Below are 21,650 nucleotides of genomic sequence, written 5' to 3' on the forward strand. Positions count from 1 at the left end.
CGGAAGCCATCCCCGCGCGGCGCTGATACGCTGGTAGCCCGTGGACCGGTGGGCGCCCCCCGAAGGATGCAGATCCGAAGGGGACCCCCGAACCGCAGCGACGGCCCCCCGGAGACCTCCGGCAGGACAGCCGCACCGCACCCCCATACCGCGACCACGGGAGCCCCCTCTTGGCCATGCCGCCCGCTGCTTTCCGAAGCAACACAGCCACGACGACCAAGCACATCTTCGTCACCGGGGGTGTCGCCTCCTCTCTCGGCAAGGGGCTGACCGCCTCCAGCCTCGGCATGCTGCTCAAGGCCCGCGGCCTGCGCGTGGTGATGCAGAAGCTCGACCCGTACCTGAACGTCGACCCGGGCACGATGAACCCCTTCCAGCACGGTGAGGTGTTCGTCACCAACGACGGCGCCGAGACCGACCTGGACATCGGCCACTACGAGCGGTTCCTCGACCGCGACCTGGACGGCTCCGCCAACGTCACCACCGGCCAGGTGTACTCCACGGTGATCGCCAAGGAGCGGCGCGGCGAGTACCTCGGCGACACCGTGCAGGTCATCCCGCACATCACCAACGAGATCAAGCACCGCATCCGCCGCATGGCGACGGACGAGGTCGACGTGGTGATCACCGAGGTCGGCGGCACGGTCGGCGACATCGAGTCGCTGCCGTTCCTGGAGACCGTGCGCCAGGTCCGTCACGAGGTCGGCCGCGACAACGTCTTCGTCGTCCACATCTCGCTCCTGCCCTACATCGGCCCCTCCGGCGAGCTGAAGACCAAGCCGACCCAGCACTCGGTCGCGGCCCTGCGCAACATCGGCATCCAGCCGGACGCGATCGTGCTGCGCTGCGACCGCGAGGTGCCGACCGCGATCAAGCGGAAGATCTCGCTGATGTGCGACGTCGACGAGGCCGCCGTCGTGGCCTGCCCCGACGCCCGCTCGATCTACGACATCCCCAAGACCGTGCACGGCGAGGGCCTGGACGCCTACGTGGTCCGCAAGCTCGACCTGCCGTTCCGCGACGTGGACTGGACGACCTGGGACGACCTGCTCGACCGCGTCCACAACCCCGACCACGAGATCACCCTCGCGCTGGTCGGCAAGTACATCGACCTGCCCGACGCCTACCTGTCGGTCACCGAGGCGCTGCGCGCCGGCGGCTTCGCCAACCGGGCCCGCGTGAAGATCAAGTGGGTCACCTCCGACGACTGCAAGACCCCGGCCGGCGCCAAGGCGCAGCTGGAGGACGTCGACGGCATCTGCATCCCGGGCGGCTTCGGCGACCGCGGTGTGCTCGGCAAGGTCGGCGCCATCCGCTACGCCCGCGAGAACAGGATCCCGCTGCTGGGCCTCTGCCTGGGCCTGCAGTGCATCGTGATCGAGGCGGCCCGCAACCTGGCCGGCATCTCCGACGCCAACTCCACCGAGTTCGACCCGGCCACCGCCCACCCGGTCATCTCCACCATGGCCGAGCAGCTCGACATCGTCGCCGGGGAGGGCGACATGGGCGGGACGATGCGTCTGGGCATGTACCCGGCCAAGCTGGCCGAGGGCTCGATCGTGCGCGAGGTGTACGACGGCAAGGAGTACGTCGAGGAGCGCCACCGCCACCGCTACGAGGTGAACAACGCCTACCGCGCCGAGCTGGAGAAGAAGGCGGGCATCGTCTTCTCGGGCACCTCGCCGGACGGCAAGCTCGTCGAGTACGTGGAGTACCCGCGCGAGGTCCACCCGTACCTGGTCGCCACGCAGGCGCACCCCGAGCTGCGCTCGCGGCCGACCCGTCCGCACCCGCTGTTCGCCGGCCTCGTGAAGGCGGCCGTCGAGCGGCAGCAGGCGGCGGGCGCGGGGAAGGATTCCGAGTAACACACCGGTTGTACGGTGGCCGGGGTGCCTCCCTTCACGAGGTGGGCACCCCGGTTTTCCCCTGGGCACGCGGAAGGACAGGCATGACGATCAAGGACACCCCCGAGGAGTGGGAGATCCGGGCGACGGGCACCCCCTTCGTGGGCAAGAAGACCTCCGTCCGCACCGACGAGGTGGTCATGCCCGACGGCACGGTCGTCACGCGCGACTACCAGGTCCACCCCGGCTCCGTGGCCGTCCTCGCCCTCGACGACGCCGACCGCGTCCTGGTCCTGCGCCAGTACCGCCACCCCGTGCGCCACAAGCTGTGGGAGATCCCCGCCGGGCTGCTCGACGTCCCCGGCGAGAACCCGCTGCACGCCGCCCAGCGCGAGCTGTACGAGGAGGCCCACCTCAAGGCCGAGGACTGGCGGGTGCTGACCGACGTCTACACGACCCCCGGCGGCTGCGACGAGGCCGTGCGGATCTTCCTCGCGCGTGACCTGTCCGAGGCCGAGGGCGAGCGCTTCGAAGTCGAGCACGAAGAGGCCGACATGCAGATCGAGCGCGTCCCCGTGCAGGACCTCGTGCGCGGGGTGCTCGCCGGCGAGCTGCACAACAACTGCCTCGTCGTGGGCGTCCTCTCTCTGGTCGCCGCGCGCAGCGGGGACGGGCTCGACGCGCTGCGCCCGGCCGAGGCGCCCTGGCCGGCGCGTCCCTTCGAGGCCTGAACGCACACCCCGCCTTCCCGGTGTGACGATCGGCTGATCCGATCGAGGGACGTACCCGCCGCGCTCCACCCGGAACGTCGCAGAGCGTGAACTAGGCTCTGAAGACGCCCGATCCGGAGTCCCGGCGGGCCCCGGCGTGCGGTGGGACGGGAGTGTGGCCCGTGACGGATCAGGCGGTGAGGACAGGCGGCGCGCAGCTCTTCGGCCAGGCTGCCGGAGAGGGCCGGTTCCTGGGGCGCACACGGGAGCTGAAGGAGCTGCGCGCCGACATCGAGCGCACCGGCCTGGACACCCTCGCGGGCCGCAAGGCCCCCCGCGCGCGCGTGCTGCTCATCGCGGGCCGCCCCGGCTCCGGCCGCACCGCCCTCGCCGAGGAGCTGGTACGGCAGATCGCGCACCGCTATCCGGACGGGGTGCTGCGCGCCCGCCTCGGCGAGCCCGACGGCACGCCCGTCCCCGTCGAGCGCGCCGCCCGCGACCTGCTCACCGCACTGGAGCGCCCCGCCCCGGCCGGAGCCGCCGAGGACGACCTCAGCGCCGAGCTGCGCACCGCCCTGGCCGGCCGCCGGGCGCTGCTGCTGCTGGACGACGCGGCCGACGCCGGGCAGGTCGACGCCCTGCTGCCGGACACCCCGGACTGCCTGGTCGTCGCCGTCTCCCGGGGACCGCTGACCGGGATCGCGGACGTCCGCCCCTGCACCCTGGGCGGACTCGACACCAAGTCCGGCGTGGAACTGCTGTCCCGGTACACCGGCTCGGTCCGCATCACCGTCGACCCGCGGGCCGCCGAGCACCTCGCCGAGGTCTGCCAGGGGCAGCCCGCCGCGCTGACGCTGGCGGGCGGCTGGCTCGCCGCCCGCCCCCAGGCGGCCGTCTCCGACCTCGCCAAGCAGCTGCGCGCCGACGACGCCGAGGGCACCCCGCTCGCCCGCGTCTTCCGGCTCGCCTACGCCGCGCTGCCCGCCTCCGCCGCCCGGACCCTGCGCCTGCTCTCCCTGGCCCCCGCCGGCCTGGTCGACCCGCAGATCGCCTCCGCACTCGCCGGCTGCCCGGTGGACAGCGCCCGCGCCGCCCTGGACGACTTCGTCGCCCTGGGCTTCCTGCACGCGGTGGACTCGCCGCTGCCGGAGTACGAGGTGCCCGGCTGCCTGTACCCCCTGCTGCGCGCCGTCGCCGCGGCCAAGGACCGGCCCGCCGAGCTCCAGCTCGCCCGCGCCCGCATGCTGGAGCGGAACGTGCGGCTGCTGCAGTCCTGCCGGGCGATCACCGAGACCGACAGCCCACAGGCCCGCGAGAAGCTCCTCGCCATGCCGGCCGCCCTGCGCTTCCCCAGCCCGCGGGCCGCCGCCGACTGGCTGCGCATCCGCCGGCCCGCCCTGCTGGCCGCGGCCCGCCTCGCGGTCGCCGACGGGGAGCTGGACACCCTCGCCCGGCGCCTGATGGCCCAGCTCGTGCGGGCGATGGCCGCCCACTTCGGCACCCAGGCCGCCGCACCCGACCTGTACGGCATCCACAGCCTGGTCCTCGACGTGGCCGAGCGCCGCGACCTGCCCCGCGAGAAGGCCGCGGCCCTGCTGAACCTCGGCGACCTCGACGCCCGGACCGGCCGCACGGCCGAGGCACTGGTGCGCTACCGGGCCGCGCTGGACGCCGGACGCGAGGCGAACGACCCGTACGCGACCGGCCGCGCGATGGAATCCGTAGGCGGTGCCCACCTGGAGCTGGGCGACTACGACCGGGCCGCCGACTGGTTCGGCCGGGCCCTGGTCGAGCGGCTCGCCCGGGACGAGCGCGCCGACGCCGCCCGGCTGTACGGCCGGATCGCCGCCGCGCACACCTACGCCGGGCGCTACGGGGAGGCGCTGCGCAACTGGCGCGCGGCGGTTGCCGGGCACCGCAGGACCGGTGATCTGGCCGCCCAGGCACGGGCGTTGAGCGAGATCGCCCGGGTGCAGGAGTACGCGGGGCGGCCCGAGGAGTCGCTGCGCACCTGCCGGGAGGCCGTGGAGTGGGCGCGGCGGGCCGAGGACACGCGGTTGCAGGCCGCGCTCCACCTGCGCGTGGCCGACACCCTGGAGCGCCTCGGGGATCCTCTGGCCGCCGGGCTGCACCGGACCGCGGCCGAGCGGATGCTGGAGGAGGAGGCCGACGAGGGGCCCTTGGAGCCCTCCGGGGGCGACTCGGAGCCGGAACAAGGATCTAACGCCTGCGAAATCCGCAGTGCATCCGGTGAAGATTGATGCAATGAAAGGCTAGACAGCGGGAACACCTTCATTAGACTGGCTCTGCCGCACGTTCTCCTGCGGTCTCTCCCGGTGTGCCCACGCGCGCCCGGGTATGTCTAGCAATACACCCATACCCTCTGAGCCAAGGACCGTGATCGACGTGAAGGTCGGCATTCCCCGCGAGGTCAAGAACAACGAGTTCCGGGTGGCCATCACCCCCGCCGGCGTGCACGAGCTGGTGCGGAACGGCCACCAGGTGGTCATCGAGCGCGGCGCCGGGGCCGGCTCCTCGATCACGGACGCCGAGTACGTCGCCGCCGGTGCGCAGATCCTGGAGACGGCCGACGAGGTGTGGGCCGCCGCCGACCTGCTGCTGAAGGTCAAGGAGCCCATCGCCGAGGAGTACCACCGCCTCCGCAAGGACCAGACGCTCTTCACCTACCTGCACCTGGCCGCCTCCAAGGAGTGCACGGACGCCCTGCTGGAGTCCGGCACCACGGCGATCGCCTACGAGACGGTGGAGCTGCCCAACCGCGCGCTCCCGCTGCTCGCCCCCATGTCCGAGGTCGCGGGCCGGCTCGCCCCGCAGGTCGGCGCCTACCACCTGATGCGCGCGGCCGGCGGCCGCGGTGTGCTGCCGGGCGGCGTCCCGGGCGTCACCCCCGCCAAGGCGGTCGTGATCGGCGGCGGCGTCTCCGGCTGGAACGCCACCCAGATCGCCGTCGGCATGGGCTTCGACGTGACCCTGCTCGACCGCGACATCAACAAGCTGCGCGAGGCCGACAGGATCTTCGGCACGAAGGTCAAGGCCATCATGTCCAACTCCTTCGAGCTGGAGAAGGCCGTCCTCGACGCCGACCTCGTCATCGGCGCGGTGCTCATCCCCGGCGCCAAGGCCCCGAAGCTGGTCACCAACGAGATGGTGTCCCGGATGAAGCCGGGAAGTGTCCTTGTCGACATCGCGATCGACCAGGGCGGCTGCTTCGAGGACTCCCGTCCCACCACGCACGCCGAGCCGACCTTCAAGGTCCACGAGTCGGTCTTCTACTGCGTCGCCAACATGCCCGGCGCGGTGCCCAACACCTCCACCAACGCCCTCACCAACGCCACGCTGCCGTACATCGTCTCGCTCGCCAACAACGGCTGGGTCGAGGCGCTGCGCCGCGACCCCGCGCTCGCCAAGGGTCTCAACACCCACGACGGCAAGGTCGTCTACAAGGAGGTCGCCGAGGCGCACGGCCTGGACCACGTGGAGCTGGACTCGCTGCTCGGCTGACCGGCGGGCGACCGGCGGGATCAAGTCATCCGCAGGCAAAGGCGATACGTCAACAACGTTCGTCAACACCGCGCATCCGGCCGGACCTTGCCCGAGAAGGTCCGGCCGGATGTGTGTATGGTCACTTCGCGCCGCTCGGGCGACTCGTCTCGAACGCGGCCCTTCACCCGATTCGCACACCGGTGAAACCTGCCGTGCGACGGCCGTACGCCCTTGACAGCGGGATGTTTCATTGCCGACACATCGGGCCGGGTCCGGCGGATTGTGTTGCTGCGGACCGCCGACACGCCATAGAGTCGCCAACCGTCGGCATGGTGCCACGCTGACCTGTCTAGAAGTTTCCTGGTCACCAAGGAGGTAAGACGACTTGTGAATGAGTCGACATTTACTCCCGGGGGTGGTCAACCAGGAACGCCTGCACGGGGCCAGGGCTCCGCGGGGTTCGAGGCTGTCGGCTCCGTCGCAGTGCGCACCTTCGCAGCCCACCAGAGTCGCCAGAGTCCAGGGGTGACTCACCCAGCACACCAGAGCATGGATGGCCATCACGTGAACGCCATGGCCGGCGACGGAAGTGGCGCGCCCCACAACCACTTCGCCGACTACGACGAACTGCCCGAGGGGCACTTCTACGACCCCGACGCGGAGTACGAGCCCGACCCCGAGTACGCGGCCACTCTCGCGCCCGACGCGGCCCGCCAGCGCCGCGAGCGCATCGGGCCCACCGGACGCCCGCTGCCGTACTTCCCGATCCCCGGGCCGCTCACCGACCACGGACCCGCGAAGATCATCGCGATGTGCAACCAGAAGGGCGGCGTCGGCAAGACGACGTCGGCCATCAACCTGGGCGCCGCGCTCGCGGAGTACGGACGCCGTGTCCTGCTCGTGGACTTCGACCCGCAGGGCGCGCTGTCGGTCGGACTCGGCGTCAACCCGATGGAGCTCGACCTCACCGTCTACAACCTGCTCATGGAGCGGGGGATGTCGGCCGACGAGGTGCTGCTGAAGACGGCGGTCCCCAACATGGACCTGCTGCCCAGCAACATCGACCTGTCGGCGGCCGAGGTCCAGCTGGTCTCCGAGGTCGCCCGCGAGTCCTCGCTGCAGCGGGCCCTGAAGCCGCTGCTGCCCGACTACGACTTCGTCGTCATCGACTGCCAGCCCTCGCTCGGCCTGCTCACGGTCAACGCGCTGACGGCCGCGCACAAGGTGATCGTGCCGCTGGAGTGCGAGTTCTTCGCGCTGCGCGGGGTGGCGCTGCTGACGGAGACCATCGAGAAGGTCCAGGAGCGGCTCAACCCGGAGCTGGAGCTCGACGGGATCCTCGCCACGATGTACGACTCGCGCACGGTGCACAGCCGCGAGGTGCTCGCGCGTGTCGTCGAGGCGTTCGACGACCACGTCTACCACACGGTCATCGGGCGCACGGTCCGCTTCCCGGAGACCACGGTCGCCGGTGAGCCGATCACCACGTACGCCTCCAACTCCGTCGGTGCCGCCGCCTACCGTCAGCTCGCCAGGGAGGTGCTCGCCCGGTGTCACGCCGAGTGAGTCTGCCGGGGGCCGACGAACTCTTCCGCACGACAGGGGGAACGGCGCTGCAGCCGTCCACGCCCCGGCGCGCCAACGGCGACGCCCGGGTGCCCGCTCCCGCGGGGGAGGGCGACGCGGTGGCCGCGGAGGACGCGCCGCAGTCGGTGCCCGTGCAGGGCGGCGACGGCGAGGGCGCGGAGCACGTCGCCGCCGAGGCGGCCGAGGCCGGGGAGTCGCGCAGCCGTTCCGCGGCGGGCGCGGACCGCCCGGCGCGGCGCCAGGCGGCGCAGGAAGGTTCTGCCGCCGCGCCGGCCGCCTCCGCCGGGGCGGCACCGCGCAAGCGCGGCCGGACCGCCACGCGCCGCCCCAGCGGCCGTGAGCGGCACGACGAGAAGATCACGGTGTACGTGTCGGCCGAGGAGCTCATGGACCTGGAGCACGCCCGTCTCGTGCTCCGCGGCGAGCACGGACTGGCCGTCGACCGGGGCCGGATCGTCCGTGAGGCGGTCGCCGTGGTCCTCGCCGACCTGGAGGCCCGTGGGGACGCCAGCATCCTCGTACGGCGGCTGCGCGGGCGGTAGCGGTAGCCTGCGGGGGCCATGACCTCGAACGGTGACCCTGCCCCTCCTCCCGGCCCGGCCGGCCGCCGGCGTGCGCTGGGGAGGGGGCCGGCGGCCGCGCAGGCGGCTCCGTCGGAAGGGGCGGCGGAGGCGGCAGGGGCGGTGCCGGCGCCCGGGGCGCCTGCCGAACCGGTGCCCGGGTCCGTCGCTCCGGAGCCGGGGCCCGCCGCCGCGCGGCCGGAGCGCGGGGCCGCCGCACCGGAACGGGAGCCGGGGCCCGGCCCCCGGCCCGAGGCCGTCGCCCCGGAGCCGGGACCGGCGCCCGGAGCACGTGTGGAGGCGTCCGGCGGCGGCGAGCCCGGCGACGGCGTGTTCAAGGTCCGCCTCTCCAACTTCGAGGGGCCCTTCGACCTGCTCCTCCAGCTGATCTCCAAGCACAAGCTGGACGTCACCGAGGTCGCCCTGTCGAAGGTGACCGACGAGTTCATGGCGCACATCCGGGCCATGGGACCGGACTGGGACCTGGACCAGGCGACCGAGTTCCTGGTGGTCGCCGCCACCCTGCTCGACCTCAAGGCCGCCCGGCTGCTGCCCGCCGCCGAGGTGGAGGACGAGGCCGACCTGGCCCTGCTGGAGGCCCGGGACCTGCTGTTCGCGCGGCTGCTCCAGTACCGCGCGTACAAGCAGGTCGCGGACGTCTTCAGCCACCGGCTCGACCAGGAGGCCCGCCGCCACCCGCGCACCGTCGGACTCGAACCCGGGCACGCCGAGCTGCTGCCCGAGGTCGTCATCAGCATCGGCCCGGAGGGCTTCGCCAGGCTCGCCGTGAAGGCGATGCAGCCCAAGCCCGAGCCGCGGGTGTACGTCGAGCACATCCACGCACCGCTGGTCAGCGTGCAGGAGCAGGCCGGGATCGTGGTCGAGCGGCTCAGGGAGCTGGGGGAGGCGAGCTTCCGCACGCTCGTGGCGGACACCGACGACACCCTCACCGTCGTGGCCCGGTTCCTGGCCCTGCTGGAGCTGTACCGCGAGAAGGCCGTGGCCCTGGAGCAGGAGAGCGCGCTCGGCGAGCTGACCGTGCGCTGGACCGGCGGGGACGGGGACGAGACGCCGGCCGTCACCGACGAGTTCGACCGGCCGCCCGAGCCGCCGGGGGAGGAGAGGAAGCCGTGAGCGAGGAGACGACCGGGGGGCCGGCCGGGCCGCGCGCCGCCGCGGACCTCGACCTCAAGCCCGCCCTGGAGGCGATGCTCATGGTCGCGGACGAGCCCGCGGCCGAGGAGCACCTGGCGAGGATCCTGGAGCGGCCCAGGCGGCAGGTCGCGGACGCGCTGCGGGAACTGGCCGACGAGTACACCGCGCAGGGGCGCGGCTTCGAGCTGCGGTTCGTCGCGGGCGGCTGGCGGTTCTACACCCGCGCCGCCTACGCGTCCGCCGTCGAGAGCCTGGTCCTGGACGGCCGGACCGCCCGCCTCACGCAGGCCGCGCTGGAGACGCTGGCGGTGGTCGCCTACCGCCAGCCGGTCAGCCGCAGCCGGGTCTCCGCCGTCCGCGGAGTCAACTGCGACGGCGTGATGCGCACCCTCCTGCAACGGGGACTGGTCGAGGAGGCGGGCGCGGAACCCGAAACAGGTGCGATCCTGTACAGGACGACGAACTACTTCCTGGAGCGGATGGGCCTGCGCGGTCTGGACGAGCTCCCGGAGCTCGCGCCCTTCCTCCCGGAGGCGGAGGCGATCGAGGCCGAGACCCAGGAGGGCGTTCCGTCGTTCGACCCGGACGCACCCGATGACGGCCCGGGCACCCCGGTGATGCCGGGTACCGACGACGTAGACGTAGACGACCAGACGGAACTTTGATGCGAAGCAGCGGCAGGAACGGCGGACACGGCGGGCGCGGCAACCACCGCGGCGCCGGCAACAGCAGGGACGACAAGCAGGGGCAGGGCCGCCCCCGCAAGCCCCGCCCCGAGGAGCGCCGCTACGACGTGGGCCCCGGGGCCACGAAGGACGGCCCCAAGTCCGGGCGCGGCGGCGCCCAGGGCGGTCCGAAGAAGCCCGGGCAGCGCGGGCGCACGGCACCGGCGCGCCCCCGCGAGTACGAGGCGCAGATCGAGGAGCGCAACCGGGAGCGGTACGCCGGGAGGAAGGAGGTCAAGCTCCCCAAGACCTTCCCCGGCGCCGAGCAGGAGGGCGAGCGGCTGCAGAAGGTGCTCGCGCGCGCCGGCTACGGCTCCCGGCGCGCCTGCGAGGAACTGATCGAGCAGGCACGCGTCGAGGTGAACGGCGAGATCGTCCTGGAGCAGGGCCGGCGCGTCGACCCCGAGAAGGACGAGATCAAGGTCGACGGGCTGACCGTCGCCACGCAGCGCTACCAGTTCTTCGCGCTGAACAAGCCCGCCGGCGTCGTCTCCACGATGGAGGACCCCGAGGGGCGGCAGTGCCTGGGCGACTACGTCACCAACCGCGAGACCCGGCTCTTCCACGTCGGCCGGCTCGACACCGAGACCGAGGGCGTCATCCTGCTCACCAACCACGGCGAGCTCGCGCACCGGCTGACCCACCCGAGGTACGGCGTGAAGAAGACCTACCTCGCGCACATCGTCGGCCCCATCCCGCGCGACCTGGGCAAGAAGCTCAAGGACGGCATCCAGCTGGAGGACGGCTACGCCCGCGCGGACCACTTCCGGGTCGTCGAGCAGACCGGCAAGAACTACCTGGTGGAGGTCACCCTCCACGAGGGCCGCAAGCACATCGTGCGCCGCATGCTCGCGGAGGCCGGCTTCCCGGTCGACAAGCTGGTGCGCACCGCCTTCGGTCCGATCGCCCTGGGCGACCAGAAGTCGGGCTGGCTGCGGCGGCTGTCCAACACCGAGGTCGGGATGCTGATGAAGGAAGTCGACCTCTGAGGTCTGTGACGCACCGGCGCCCCCTTTCGTAGTCACCGCGACCACGAAAGGGGGCGCCGCTCGTGGACGGGTACGACAAGCACGCCCACGAGCCCTTCGCCGTCACCGTCGGCCGCGCCGTGTTCACGGTCCGCGGGGACACGCCGCGCGTCCTGTTCGTCGAACGCGACCGGGAGCCGTACACGGGCCACCGGGCGCTGCCCGGCGGATTCGTGCGGCCCGGCGTGTCCGCCGAGACGGCGCGAACGCGCCGGGGAGACCGGCCTGTCCGGCGCCTGCGGACCGCACCCGGAGCGGCCGCGGACCTGCGGCGAGCCGGGCCGCGACGCCCGGATGCGGGCCGTGTCCGTCGCGTTCGCCGCGCTGCTGCCCGACGCGCCCGAGGCACCCGGGGCAGCGACGCGGCCCAGGCCCGCCGGGCGCCGTACGACACGGCCGGGCCGCTCGCCTCCGGCCACGACCGGATCCTGGCCGACGCCCGCGAACGCGTCGGCGCCGAGTTCGAGTACACCTGCCCCCGCCACCGCCTTCTGCCCGCCCGAGGCCGCCCCGGGCGGGCTCCGGCAGGTCCACGAGACCGTGTGGGGCACCGTGCCCGACCGGCCCGGCTTCCGCCGCACGGCGCTCGCCGCCCCGGGCTTCACCGAACCGGCCCCGGGCGCCGCCCCGTTGCCCGGCCGGCGCCTTCCAGGGAGCGCGCCCGGGCGCGGAGGCCTGGCCGGCCGTGTGGGCCGGCCGCGTCGGACACCGGGGCGGCCTGCCGGCCCTCGGGGCGCTCTGGGAGGCTTGAGCGGTGATCGACGCCCTGGACACCGACCTGAGCCGCGTGGTGGCCGAGCAGCCCGACCCCGTGCTGTTCGCCACCGTCTCCGGCGCCCACCTCTACGGCTTCCCGTCCCGCGACTCGGACGTGGACCTGCGGGGCGTGCACCTGCTGCCGGCCGCCGCCCTCGTCGGGCTGCGCGAGCCCGAGGAGACGCGGTCGAGGATGTGGGACCGGGACGGCGTCGAGATGGACCTGGTCACGCACGACCTGCGCAAGTTCGTACGGCTGATGCTGCGCCGCAACGGCTACGTGCTGGAGCAGTTGCTGTCGCCGCTGGTCGTGCACACCACCGACGCCCACCGGGAACTGGCCGCGCTCGCGCCCGGCGTCCTCACCCGCCACCACGCCCACCACTACCGGGGGTTCGCGGCCACGCAGTGGCGGCTGTTCGAGAGGACCGGCGAGCTCAAGCCGCTGCTGTACACCTTCCGCGTCCTGCTGACCGGCATCCACCTGATGCGCAGCGGCGAGGTGCAGGCCCATCTGCCGTCCCTGCTCGGGGAGGTCGACGCGCCCGCCTACCTGCCGGAGCTGGTCGCGGCCAAGGCGGAGCGGGAGCACGGGGCCGCGGACGTTGGCCACGCGCGCGTGCGGGCCGACGTGGAGGAGCTGCACGGCACGCTGGAGGAGGCCCGGCAGGCGTCAGGCCTGCCGGAGGCGCCCACCGCCCACGACGCCCTGCACGACCTCGTCGTCCGCGTCCGCCTGGAGCGCTGAGGCACGGCGGACGCGGACCAGGAAGTCCTCCACGCGCCGCCGGTCCGGCTCCGCCGGGAGCGGGCTGCGGTGGACGGCCCGCTCGGCCTCCGCCGCCAGGCGGGTCATCCAGGACTCGACGTCCGGCCAGGGCACCTCGCCGCGCTTCACCGCCAGCAGCGGCTCGCGCCGGTCGCCGACGTCGAGGGTGAGCGTGCCGGTGCGCAGCAGGTCGCGGGCGCTCGTCAGCAGCCGCAGCAGGTGCATCGCGTGCTTCCAGCGCGGAGAGCCGTGGTTGCGGACGTCCGCCTCCAGCTTGCGGCGCTGACCGTGGGCGTACCGGGCGAACGTCTCGTGGACCCGGCGGGAGAGGAACGCCTCGCGCAGGGCGATCAGTTCGCGGCCGGTGGCGTCGGCGTACTCCACGAGCGGGGAGTGCAGGCACTCCAGGACGGTGGGGTTGGCGCGCAGGGCCAGCTGGCAGAACCGTTCCAGCTCCCAGCTGAACTGTTCCTCGGCCGGGCCCTCGACGTGCGTCGGCGGCTTGTCGAAGCGCCAGAACAGGGGTGTGGGGGCGAGGAACACACCCCGCCGGTCGGTGTCGCTGCCGTCCGTCGCCAGGCCGAAGGCACGCGAGCCCATGACGCAGGCGTAGACCGTGTGGTCGCGTACCAGGGTTTCGGGGTGCATGCCCGGGAGCGTACGCGGCACCTCACGCCGGGCGGATCGGATGTTCCCCACCGCGACGCGCTCCTCGGGCAGCGGCCGGCCGGACGCCCGCTTTGAGCGGAGCGACGGCGTCCGGGCACCGCAGGCACGCGGGGAGGAACCTCAGGGGAGGAAGCGCCGCGTAACGCGCGGTCCACGCGCCCGGCGCCCGGCGTGTCCCGCCGACGTGCCGCGCCCGGCACGCGCACCGGGAGTGCCGCCCGTCTCACCCGGCGGGCGCCGCGCACCCGCACGACGCGGGCTGACTAGGCTGGACGGGCAGACAACACCCACACGTCAGCAAGGAGCATCGCCGTGGCGGTACGAGCGGTCCGGGGCGCCGTCCAACTGGAACGGGACGAGGCCGGCCACATGGACGAGCAGGTGGGGGCCCTGCTCACGGCTCTCCTGGAGCGCAACGGCCTCACCGCGGACGACCTGATCAGCGTCTGGTTCACTGCCACGCCCGACCTGCACAGCGACTTCCCGGCCGCCGCCGCCCGCAAGCTCGGCATCGTCGACGTGCCCCTGATCTGCGCCCAGGAGCTGGACGTCGAGGGCGCCATGCCCCGTGTCGTCCGGGTCCTCGCGCACATCGAGTCCGACAAGCCCCGCTCCGACATCGCGCACGTCTACCTCGGTGCCGCTGCCGCCCTGCGCAAGGACATCGCCCAGTGAGGACCGCACTCGTCATCGGCACCGGCCTCATCGGCACGTCCGCCGCCCTCGCCCTGACCCAGCGGGGCGTCGTCGTCCACCTCGCCGACCACGACCCGGAGCAGGCCCGTACGGCGGCGGCGCTCGGCGCCGGCACGGACCGGTCCCCGGAGGGTCCCGTCGACCTTGCGATCGTCGCGGCCCCGCCCGCGCACGTGGCGGACGTGCTCGCCGGGGCCATGCGGCGCGGCGCGGCCCGCGGCTACGTGGACGTCGCCAGCGTCAAGGGGGGCCCGCGCCGCGAACTGGAGGCCCGCGGCCTGGACCTCTCGGCGTACATCGGCACCCACCCCATGTCCGGCCGGGAGAAGTCCGGCCCGCTGGCCGCCACCGGCGACCTCTTCGAGGGCCGTCCCTGGGTGCTGACCCCGACCCGGGACACCGACACCGAGGTGCTGAACCTCGCCCTGGAGCTGGTCTCGCACTGCAGGGCCGTGCCCGTGGTGATGGACGCCGACGCGCACGACCGTGCCGTCGCCCTCGTCTCCCACATGCCGCACCTGGTCTCCAGCATGGTCGCCGCGCGCCTGCAGCACGCCGAGGAGGCGGCCGTACGGCTGTGCGGGCAGGGCATCCGGGACGTGACCCGGATCGCCGCCTCCGACCCCCGGATGTGGATCGACATCCTCTCCGCCAACCCCGGGCCGGTCGCCGACCTGCTCACCGACGTCGCCGCCGACCTGGAGGAGACCGTGCGGGCGCTGCGCGCGCTGCAGTCCCACGACGAGGACGAGCGCCGCAAGGGCACCGCCGGCATCGAGGACGTGCTGCGGCGCGGCAACGCGGGCCAAGTGCGCGTGCCCGGCAAGCACGGGTCCGCGCCCCGGGTCTACGAGACGGTGGCCGTTCTCATCGACGACCAGCCCGGGCAGCTGGCCCGCATCTTCGCCGACGCGGGGATGGCCGGCGTCAACGTCGAGGACGTGCGCATCGAGCACGCGACGGGCCAGCAGGCCGGCCTCGTCCAGCTCATGGTCGAGCCGAAGGCCGTGCCGGTGCTGACCGCCGCGCTGCGCGAGCGGGGCTGGGCGATCCGGCAGTAGCGGGCCGGGGTGCGCGTCCCCCGGGCACGGCCGATCGGGGGACGCGCACCCAGTAACCTTGTCCGGGGCGCCCGTGCCCCGTTCCCCGCCGGTCAGGTCCAGGAAGGTCCCCACTGTGGAAAGCGCCACGCCAGTGATTGTCGCCATCGACGGCCCCTCCGGTACGGGCAAGTCGAGCACGTCGAAGGCCGTGGCGGCGCAGCTCGGCCTGAGCTACCTGGACACCGGCGCCCAGTACCGGGCGATCACCTGGTGGATGGTGAACAACGGCATCGACACCGACGACCCGGCCGCGATCGCCGCCGCGGCCGGCAAGCCGGAGATCGTCTCCGGCACCGACCCGCACGAGCCGACCATCACGGTCGACGGCGTCGACGTCGCCGGCCCGATCCGCACCCAGGAGGTCACCTCCAAGGTCAGCGCGGTCAGCGCGGTGCCCGAGGTGCGGGCCCGGATCACCGAGCTGCAGCGGGCCATCGCGGCCTCCGCGGTGACCGGCATCGTCGTCGAGGGCCGGGACATCGGCACCACCGTGCTGCCCGACGCCGACCTCAAGATCTTCCTCACCGCCTCCGCGGAGGCCCGCGCGGCCCGCCGCAGCGGCGAGCTGAAGGGCGCCGACGTCGACGCCACCCGCGAGGCCCTGATCAAGCGGGACGCGGCCGACTCCAGCCGCAAGACCTCTCCGCTGGCCAAGGCGGACGACGCCGTCGAGGTGGACACCACCGAGCTCACGCTGGCGCAGGTCGTCGAGTGCGTCGTCACCCTCGTCGAGGAGAAGCGGGCCGGAAAGTGACCTCGCCGTCCGTGCCCTCGCACAAGAGCGCCGACGTCGGGCGGCGCATCGGCGTCGGCCTGATGTACGGGCTGTGGAAGCCGCGCGTGCTCGGCGCCTGGAAGGTCCCCGCGACCGGCCCGGTGATCTTCGCCGTCAACCACTCGCACAACATCGACGGCCCCATGGTCATGGGCGTCGCGCCCCGGCCGACGCACTTCCTGATCAAGAAGGAGGCGTTCGTCGGCCCGCTCGGCCCGTTCCTGACCGCCATCGGCCAGCTGAAGGTGGACCGGGACACCACCGACCGCACGGCGATCAGCCGGGCGCTGGGCGTGCTGGACGACGGCGGGGTGCTCGGGATCTTTCCCGAGGGGACCCGGGGCGAGGGAGACTTCGCCTCGCTGCGCGCCGGGCTCGCCTACTTCGCGGTCCGCAGCGGCGCCCCGATCGTCCCGGTCGCGGTGCTGGGAAGTTCCGAGCGGCGCGGACGGTTGATAAAGGGGCTGCCTCCCCTGCGGTCCCGCGTCGACGTCGTCTTCGGGGAGCCCTTCGAGGCGGGCGACGGCAGCGGGCGGCGTACGCGCAAGGCGCTGGACGAGGCGACCGAACGCATCCAGAAGCAGCTCACCGCGCACCTGGAGCACGCCAGAGGACTCACCGGCCGCCGGCCGGACCCGGGCGTCTGAGGGCACCCGGAAAACGCCGGGCGGCCGGCCGGCCGCCGGGCGACACTGAGTAGTGGATCACCCCGGACCGGGCGGTCCACCGACCACCACACCGAACGACGAGGTACCGACTTCATGAACGACCACATCCAGCCCGACGGCCCGGACGCGTACGAGGACGCGCACGGGCACGACCACGGGGCGCTCGGCGACGCCGAGTACGCGGAGTTCATGGAGCTCGCCGCGGAGGAGGGCTTCGACCCCGAGGACGTCGAGGGCGCGATCGAGGCGGCCGGGCACGGCCCGCTGCCCGTCCTCGCCGTCGTGGGACGCCCCAACGTCGGCAAGTCGACCCTGGTGAACCGCATCATCGGCCGCCGCGAGGCGGTCGTCGAGGACAAGCCGGGCGTCACCCGCGACCGCGTCACCTACGAGGCCGAGTGGGCGGGCCGCCGCTTCAAGGTCGTCGACACCGGCGGCTGGGAGCAGGACGTCCTCGGCATCGACGCCTCCGTCGCCGCGCAGGCCGAGTACGCCATCGAGGCCGCCGACGCGGTCGTCTTCGTCGTGGACGCCAAGGTCGGCGCCACCGACACCGACGAGGCGGTGGTACGGCTGCTGCGCAAGGCCGGCAAGCCGGTCGTGCTGTGCGCCAACAAAGTGGACGGACCCAGCGGCGAGGCCGACGCGGCCTACCTGTGGTCGCTGGGGCTCGGCGAGCCCTACCCGGTCTCCGCGCTGCACGGCCGCGGCACCGGCGACATGCTCGACAAGGTCCTGGAGGTGCTGCCGGAGGCGCCCCGCGAGACGTTCGGCGGGGGCGGCGTCGGCGGCCCGCGCCGGGTGGCCCTCATCGGCCGGCCGAACGTCGGCAAGTCCTCGCTGCTGAACAAGGTGGCCGGCGAGGAGCGCGTCGTCGTCAACGAACTGGCCGGCACCACCCGCGACCCGGTCGACGAGCTGATCGAACTCGGCGGCAGGACCTGGAAGTTCGTCGACACGGCCGGCATCCGCAAGCGCGTCCACCTCCAGCAGGGCGCCGACTACTACGCCTCGCTACGCACCGCCGCCGCCGTGGAGAAGGCCGAGGTCGCCGTCGTCCTCATCGACGCCTCCGAGTCGATCTCGGTGCAGGACCAGCGCATCGTCACCATGGCCGTCGAGGCGGGCCGCGCGCTCGTCCTCGCGTTCAACAAGTGGGACACTCTCGACGAGGAGCGCCGCTACTACCTGGAGCGGGAGATCGAGACCGAGCTCGGCCAGGTGGCGTGGGCGCCGCGGGTGAACGTCTCGGCGCGCACCGGCCGGCACATGGAGAAGCTGGTCCCGGCGATCGAGACGGCCCTGGCGGGCTGGGAGACCCGTGTACCGACGGGCCGGCTGAACGCCTTCCTCGGCGAGCTGGTCGCCTCCCACCCGCACCCGGTCCGGGGCGGCAAGCAGCCCCGCATCCTGTTCGGCACCCAGGCGGGCACCAAGCCCCCGCGGTTCGTCCTGTTCGCCTCCGGCTTCATCGAGGCGGGCTACCGCCGCTTCATCGAGCGGCGGCTGCGCGAGGAGTTCGGCTTCGAGGGGACGCCGATCCACATCTCGGTGCGGGTGCGCGAGAAGCGCGGCGCGAAGAAGAAGTAGCGCGCGCGGCGGACATGGCGGAAGGGCGGCCCCTGCGAGGGCCGCCCTTCCGTCATGTCCGCCGCGCGGTCACCCGTCACCGCGCCGGGCCGGTGGCAGCGCGGCCGGGACGTGGTGCATCCCGGTGTCCTGCGTGCCGACCGCCGCCACCCGCTGCCACTGCGGCTGCTGCCCGCCGTGGCGGGCGCTGTGCGCTCCCGCGCTGTAGGCGCTGTACGAGCCGCCCGCCGGGCCGCCGGCTGGTTCCGGGCCGAGTCCGCCGTACGGACCCGTGCTGTGCGGGAGGTACCCGAAGGCCGTGAAGCCCAGCTTCTCCTCGCCGCTGCGGTCGCCCGGCAGCGAGCGGAAGGACTTGACGTACTCGGCGTAGAGCGCGTCGTAGATCGGTGTGGCCGAGGGGCCGCCCCGGGAGTCCTGGGACGGCCGCGCCGGGGACACCTCCCTGCCCGGGCGGAGCCGGGAGCCGGGGGGAGGGACCGACGACAGGGACGGGCGGCGGGGAACGTCGTATGCGTGCACGTATGTCCAAACGACCCCGTGGTCCAAGGGATGCGGTCCGCGGCGGTACGGGCGGGCCTCGGGCCGCTCAGGTGCCGGCGAGCGGCAGCGCCGCCGCGACCAGCTTCCCGTTCGCCGCGGCCCTGTCCAGCGCGTCCCGCATCAGGTCCTCGCGCGGCTGGTGGCCGATCGAGCCGACCGGGGCGGCGAACAGCAGGACCTGCTGGTGCTTGTTGGCGGCCGTGCGCCAGCCCTCCGTGACCTGGAGGGGCTGGTGCGCCTGCCACCAGGCCACCGGCCGGCCGCCGTTCGTGCCGGGCTGCAGCACGGCGTGCAGCCGGCCCATGGCCAGCAGCACGGACCAGCCGTGCAGCACGGACGGTACGGCGGACAGCTCGGTCAGGGGCATGAAGCCCTGCTCGACGAGGAGCGGCAGGAAGTCGTCGCCGGTGCCGGTCGCGCCGGGCCGCACGATGGGCGCGGTCGGCTCGACGACCAGGGCCGGGTGAAGTTCCCCGGCGATCAGGACCAGTCCGCTGGTCACGCCGAGCACGGCCTGCTCGGGCGCGACCCGGTCGGGCTCCGGGTCGGCCGAGTCGCCGGTGATGGACTTCACGGCGCCCCGGAGCTGCTCCTCGGTGACCTTGACGACCTGCGAGGGCAGGCAGCCGGAGTGGGCGAAGGCGAGGACGGCGGTCTCGTCCCCGACGAACAGCACGGTGCTGGTGCGCTCCTGCTCGGAGTCGCCCGGAGTGCGGCAGGACGTGCAGTCGTAACCGCCCGGGGCGGTCTCTCCGGCGAGCAGGCGGTCGGCTTCTTCGTCGCCGATCTCGGCGCGGACCTCGTCGCTGACGTCGAGCATGCGCGGCACGGGTGGCTCCCTCGGGATGCGGTGCGTGGCGAAGGCCGGGTGGCTCCCGGCCCGTGGCCCGGGGTGGGTCCCCGGTTCATGAAGAAGACAACGGACGATCTGTGGCGGGAGTCACGCCCCACTGCGAACGGAATCGAACCATCCTGCGCGCAGGGTCACGTCCACCGCGGAATCAGGCACTCACCGTCAACTGGTCGCGCCGCCAACGGCGTTGGTGAAGTGAAGTGGGTCACAGATCAGCGAGGAGGCTGGTCGACAAATCCTGAAATCAATGAATGAAGTGGGTGTCCGGAAAACGCCGATACCACCGGTAACGGACAACTGGCCTGGAACGACGGGGAACGGGTTGAGACCGGCCGGGCGGACTGCCTGCATTCCTCCGCCGTGTGCAACGAGCACCGCTCGGGTACGTCCGCGGGCCGCACCGCCGGCCGGTCCGAAGCACGGCCGGCGGGTGGGGCCGGCGGACGGGGGCGGACGCGCCCACGCGCCCCTGCGCGTCGGTGGCGTTCCGCCCCGGGGGAGCCCGGGTTCTTGGGGAGGGGACCAGATGTCCGAATGCGCCGGCACCACCCGCGACAACGCCCGCGGGACGCAGCCGCGTCCGCCACGGGCCCGTACGACGGCGGTCCTCGCCGGGGCCGCGCTGCTCGCGCCCCTGGGACTGCTGGCCGCGGCCGGCGACGCCGCGGCGGCGGACGGTGCGGTGTGGGACCGCATCGCCCGGTGCGAGAGCGGCGGCGACTGGCACATCGACACCGGCAACGGCTACTACGGCGGACTCCAGTTCTCCGCCCCCACCTGGCGCGCGTACGGCGGCACGGCCTACGCGCCGACCGCCGACCGGGCGACCAGGCGGCAGCAGATCGCCGTCGCCACCGAGGTCCAGCGCGCCCAGGGGTGGGGCGCCTGGCCGACCTGCGCGGCGCGGGCCGGGGCGTACGGCAGTGCGCCCGCCGCGCCCGCCGCCGGGCCGGCCACGGCGCGGCCGGCCCCGTCCGAGCCGCCGGCGAAGGCGCCGGAGCGCGCCGCGGGCCACGCCGGCCGCGGCTCGTCCCGCGGCGGCCACGTCGTCCGCGAGGGCGACACGCTGAGCGGCATCGCCGCCCGGCACGGGACCACCTGGCAGCGCCTGTACGCCGCCAACCGGGCCGTCATCGGCGACGATCCCCATGTGATCGTGCCCGGGCAGCGCCTGGAGATCTGAACCGTTCCCCGCGCCGGGGACCGGGCCCCGCCCGGTTCCCGGCCCGCCCGGGGCCCTCGGCGCGGGCCCGGCGGGCCGCCTTTGCCTCCGCCCCGCCTCCGTCCCCGCCCCCGCCTCCGGCCCCGTCCTCACCGCCGTCACTCCCGCCGGAGCAGGCCGGCGCACCGCCCGGGCGTCCCGCACGGACGCCTCCGCCCGGCGCGCACCGGGCCCGCCGGAGCACGCGCCACACGGACCCGCGGCCTTCCGTCACGATGCCCGCCCCGTCGTGCCCCGGCGGCGGGGTGCCGTGGCCGCTGTGCCGGGCCGGTGCATTTCCTGTGCGGCCTATGGCCCGCGCGGTCCGCCGCGGCGCCGGAATGGAACGGGGACCGGGAGGACTTCTCCGGGCGTTTTCGGCCGGGCTTTTCGAAGGGTCCGTTCGATACGTGGAAATCGTGATCGAATGTCTGCGGAAGACGTACGGGACCGCCCATCCGTGTGACGGACCGCAGTCGAAACAGCTGTCGTGGGCTTGTGACAGAAGTGTGACGCGCGGGGAACGTGCGCCCGGTGTTCCCGGCCTCGCCTTCCCCGCCCGCCGGGCAGGGCATAGCGTGGCCGCATGGCATCCATTCCGACACCGCCCGCCGAACCGAAGGACAGCCCGGACGCCTACGTCGGCCTCGACGCCGACCGGGCGGAGCGCCTCGCGCGTGAGCGGGGCTGGTCGGCGGTGCGTTCGCTGCCGCCGGGGGCGATCATCACCATGGAGTACCGCGTGGGCCGGCTGAACTTCGAGGTCAGGGACGGCCGGGTGGCGCGGGCCTGGAAGGGCTGACCCGACGGCTGACGGCGATGGCCCCGGCTCCCCTCAGGGGAGCCGGGGCCCGCCCCCTCACGGGGGGGGGGGGGGGGGGCGGCCCCCGCGCCCGGCCCGCCGGGCCGGACCGCGC

The 21,650-nt window shown here is 73.6% G+C and carries 20 protein-coding genes and 1 pseudogene; 18 read left to right on the forward strand and 3 right to left on the reverse strand.

What is annotated here, in order from left to right; translation table 11 throughout:
* Nucleotides 1-176 precede the first annotated feature (176 nt).
* The 11 genes and pseudogenes from AB0L29_RS23385 to AB0L29_RS23435 all read left to right on the forward strand — a co-directional run bounded on the left by AB0L29_RS23385 (nt 177) and on the right by AB0L29_RS23435 (nt 12,617).
* A complete protein-coding gene (locus AB0L29_RS23385; protein WP_365829672.1) occupies nt 177-1,865 on the forward strand; it encodes a CTP synthase in 1,689 nt (562 codons plus the stop codon).
* 83 nt (nt 1,866-1,948) lie between these two features.
* Nucleotides 1,949-2,575 (forward strand): NUDIX hydrolase, encoded by a 627-nt coding sequence (locus tag AB0L29_RS23390; RefSeq protein WP_365829673.1) that lies wholly within the window; start codon nt 1,949-1,951, stop codon nt 2,573-2,575.
* 161 nt (nt 2,576-2,736) lie between these two features.
* Nucleotides 2,737-4,815 (forward strand): tetratricopeptide repeat protein, encoded by a 2,079-nt coding sequence (locus AB0L29_RS23395; protein ID WP_365829674.1) that lies wholly within the window; start codon nt 2,737-2,739, stop codon nt 4,813-4,815.
* Nucleotides 4,816-4,951: 136 nt separating this feature from the next.
* Nucleotides 4,952-6,076 (forward strand): alanine dehydrogenase, encoded by a 1,125-nt coding sequence (ald, locus tag AB0L29_RS23400; RefSeq protein ID WP_365829675.1) that lies wholly within the window; start codon nt 4,952-4,954, stop codon nt 6,074-6,076.
* A gap of 369 nt (nt 6,077-6,445) precedes the next feature.
* Complete coding sequence (locus tag AB0L29_RS23405) at nt 6,446-7,624, forward strand: ParA family protein (RefSeq protein WP_365829676.1); 1,179 nt, start codon at nt 6,446-6,448, stop codon at nt 7,622-7,624.
* The gene (locus AB0L29_RS23410; RefSeq protein ID WP_365829677.1) at nt 7,609-8,187 is read left to right on the forward strand and encodes a hypothetical protein; all 579 of its coding nucleotides are present in this window, start codon (nt 7,609-7,611) and stop codon (nt 8,185-8,187) included. The genes AB0L29_RS23405 and AB0L29_RS23410 overlap by 16 nt, the downstream gene beginning before the upstream one ends.
* Nucleotides 8,188-8,205: 18 nt before the next feature.
* Nucleotides 8,206-9,339 carry a segregation/condensation protein A gene (locus AB0L29_RS23415; RefSeq protein ID WP_365829678.1) on the forward strand — a complete coding sequence of 378 codons (1,134 nt, stop codon included), beginning with the start codon at nt 8,206-8,208 and terminating at the stop codon, nt 9,337-9,339.
* Nucleotides 9,336-10,025 (forward strand): SMC-Scp complex subunit ScpB, encoded by a 690-nt coding sequence (gene scpB, locus AB0L29_RS23420; protein WP_365829679.1) that lies wholly within the window; start codon nt 9,336-9,338, stop codon nt 10,023-10,025. Before AB0L29_RS23415 ends, scpB begins: the two co-directional genes overlap by 4 nt.
* Nucleotides 10,025-11,074 carry a pseudouridine synthase gene (locus tag AB0L29_RS23425; RefSeq protein ID WP_365829680.1) on the forward strand — a complete coding sequence of 350 codons (1,050 nt, stop codon included), beginning with the start codon at nt 10,025-10,027 and terminating at the stop codon, nt 11,072-11,074. The genes scpB and AB0L29_RS23425 overlap by 1 nt, the downstream gene beginning before the upstream one ends.
* A gap of 62 nt (nt 11,075-11,136) precedes the next feature.
* Nucleotides 11,137-11,758: pseudogene (locus AB0L29_RS23430) on the forward strand (NUDIX domain-containing protein); the annotation flags it as partial.
* 109 nt (nt 11,759-11,867) lie between these two features.
* Nucleotides 11,868-12,617 carry a nucleotidyltransferase domain-containing protein gene (locus tag AB0L29_RS23435; RefSeq protein WP_365829681.1) on the forward strand — a complete coding sequence of 250 codons (750 nt, stop codon included), beginning with the start codon at nt 11,868-11,870 and terminating at the stop codon, nt 12,615-12,617.
* Here AB0L29_RS23435 and AB0L29_RS23440 read toward each other — a convergent pair.
* Nucleotides 12,543-13,286 (reverse strand): nucleotidyltransferase domain-containing protein, encoded by a 744-nt coding sequence (locus AB0L29_RS23440; RefSeq protein ID WP_365829682.1) that lies wholly within the window; start codon nt 13,284-13,286, stop codon nt 12,543-12,545. The two genes, AB0L29_RS23435 and AB0L29_RS23440, sit on opposite strands and share 75 nt — an antisense overlap.
* Before the next feature lie 333 nt (nt 13,287-13,619).
* Here AB0L29_RS23440 and aroH point away from each other — a divergent pair, with 333 nt between their 5' ends.
* The 5 genes from aroH (at nt 13,620) to der (ending at nt 18,139) form a co-directional block, all read left to right on the forward strand.
* A complete protein-coding gene (gene aroH / locus AB0L29_RS23445; RefSeq protein ID WP_365829683.1) occupies nt 13,620-13,982 on the forward strand; it encodes a chorismate mutase in 363 nt (120 codons plus the stop codon).
* Nucleotides 13,979-15,064: a prephenate dehydrogenase gene (locus AB0L29_RS23450; protein WP_365829684.1), complete on the forward strand. Its 1,086-nt coding sequence runs from the start codon at nt 13,979-13,981 to the stop codon at nt 15,062-15,064. Before aroH ends, AB0L29_RS23450 begins: the two co-directional genes overlap by 4 nt.
* A 115-nt stretch (nt 15,065-15,179) precedes the next feature.
* Nucleotides 15,180-15,860 carry a (d)CMP kinase gene (gene cmk, locus AB0L29_RS23455; protein WP_365829685.1) on the forward strand — a complete coding sequence of 227 codons (681 nt, stop codon included), beginning with the start codon at nt 15,180-15,182 and terminating at the stop codon, nt 15,858-15,860.
* Between the two features lie 62 nt (nt 15,861-15,922).
* The gene (locus tag AB0L29_RS23460; RefSeq protein ID WP_365829781.1) at nt 15,923-16,528 is read left to right on the forward strand and encodes a lysophospholipid acyltransferase family protein; all 606 of its coding nucleotides are present in this window, start codon (nt 15,923-15,925) and stop codon (nt 16,526-16,528) included.
* A 114-nt stretch (nt 16,529-16,642) separates the two neighbouring features.
* On the forward strand, nt 16,643-18,139 hold the full coding sequence (der, locus tag AB0L29_RS23465; protein WP_365829686.1) for a ribosome biogenesis GTPase Der: 1,497 nt from the start codon (nt 16,643-16,645) through the stop codon (nt 18,137-18,139).
* 69 nt (nt 18,140-18,208) lie between these two features.
* Here der and AB0L29_RS23470 read toward each other — a convergent pair whose 3' ends face one another.
* A complete protein-coding gene (locus tag AB0L29_RS23470) occupies nt 18,209-18,577 on the reverse strand; it encodes a hypothetical protein (RefSeq protein WP_365829687.1) in 369 nt (122 codons plus the stop codon).
* A 148-nt stretch (nt 18,578-18,725) separates the two neighbouring features.
* Nucleotides 18,726-19,508 (reverse strand): hypothetical protein, encoded by a 783-nt coding sequence (locus AB0L29_RS23475; protein ID WP_365829688.1) that lies wholly within the window; start codon nt 19,506-19,508, stop codon nt 18,726-18,728.
* A gap of 550 nt (nt 19,509-20,058) precedes the next feature.
* Here AB0L29_RS23475 and AB0L29_RS23480 point away from each other — a divergent pair.
* Both AB0L29_RS23480 and AB0L29_RS23485 read left to right on the forward strand, forming a co-directional pair.
* On the forward strand, nt 20,059-20,715 hold the full coding sequence (locus AB0L29_RS23480) for a transglycosylase family protein (protein ID WP_365829690.1): 657 nt from the start codon (nt 20,059-20,061) through the stop codon (nt 20,713-20,715).
* A 604-nt stretch (nt 20,716-21,319) separates the two neighbouring features.
* Complete coding sequence (locus AB0L29_RS23485) at nt 21,320-21,535, forward strand: I78 family peptidase inhibitor (RefSeq protein ID WP_365829691.1); 216 nt, start codon at nt 21,320-21,322, stop codon at nt 21,533-21,535.
* Nucleotides 21,536-21,650 lie beyond the last annotated feature (115 nt).

The sequence above is a fragment of the Streptomyces sp. NPDC052701 genome (genome assembly GCF_040678355.1).
GTDB lineage: Bacteria > Actinomycetota > Actinomycetes > Streptomycetales > Streptomycetaceae > Streptomyces.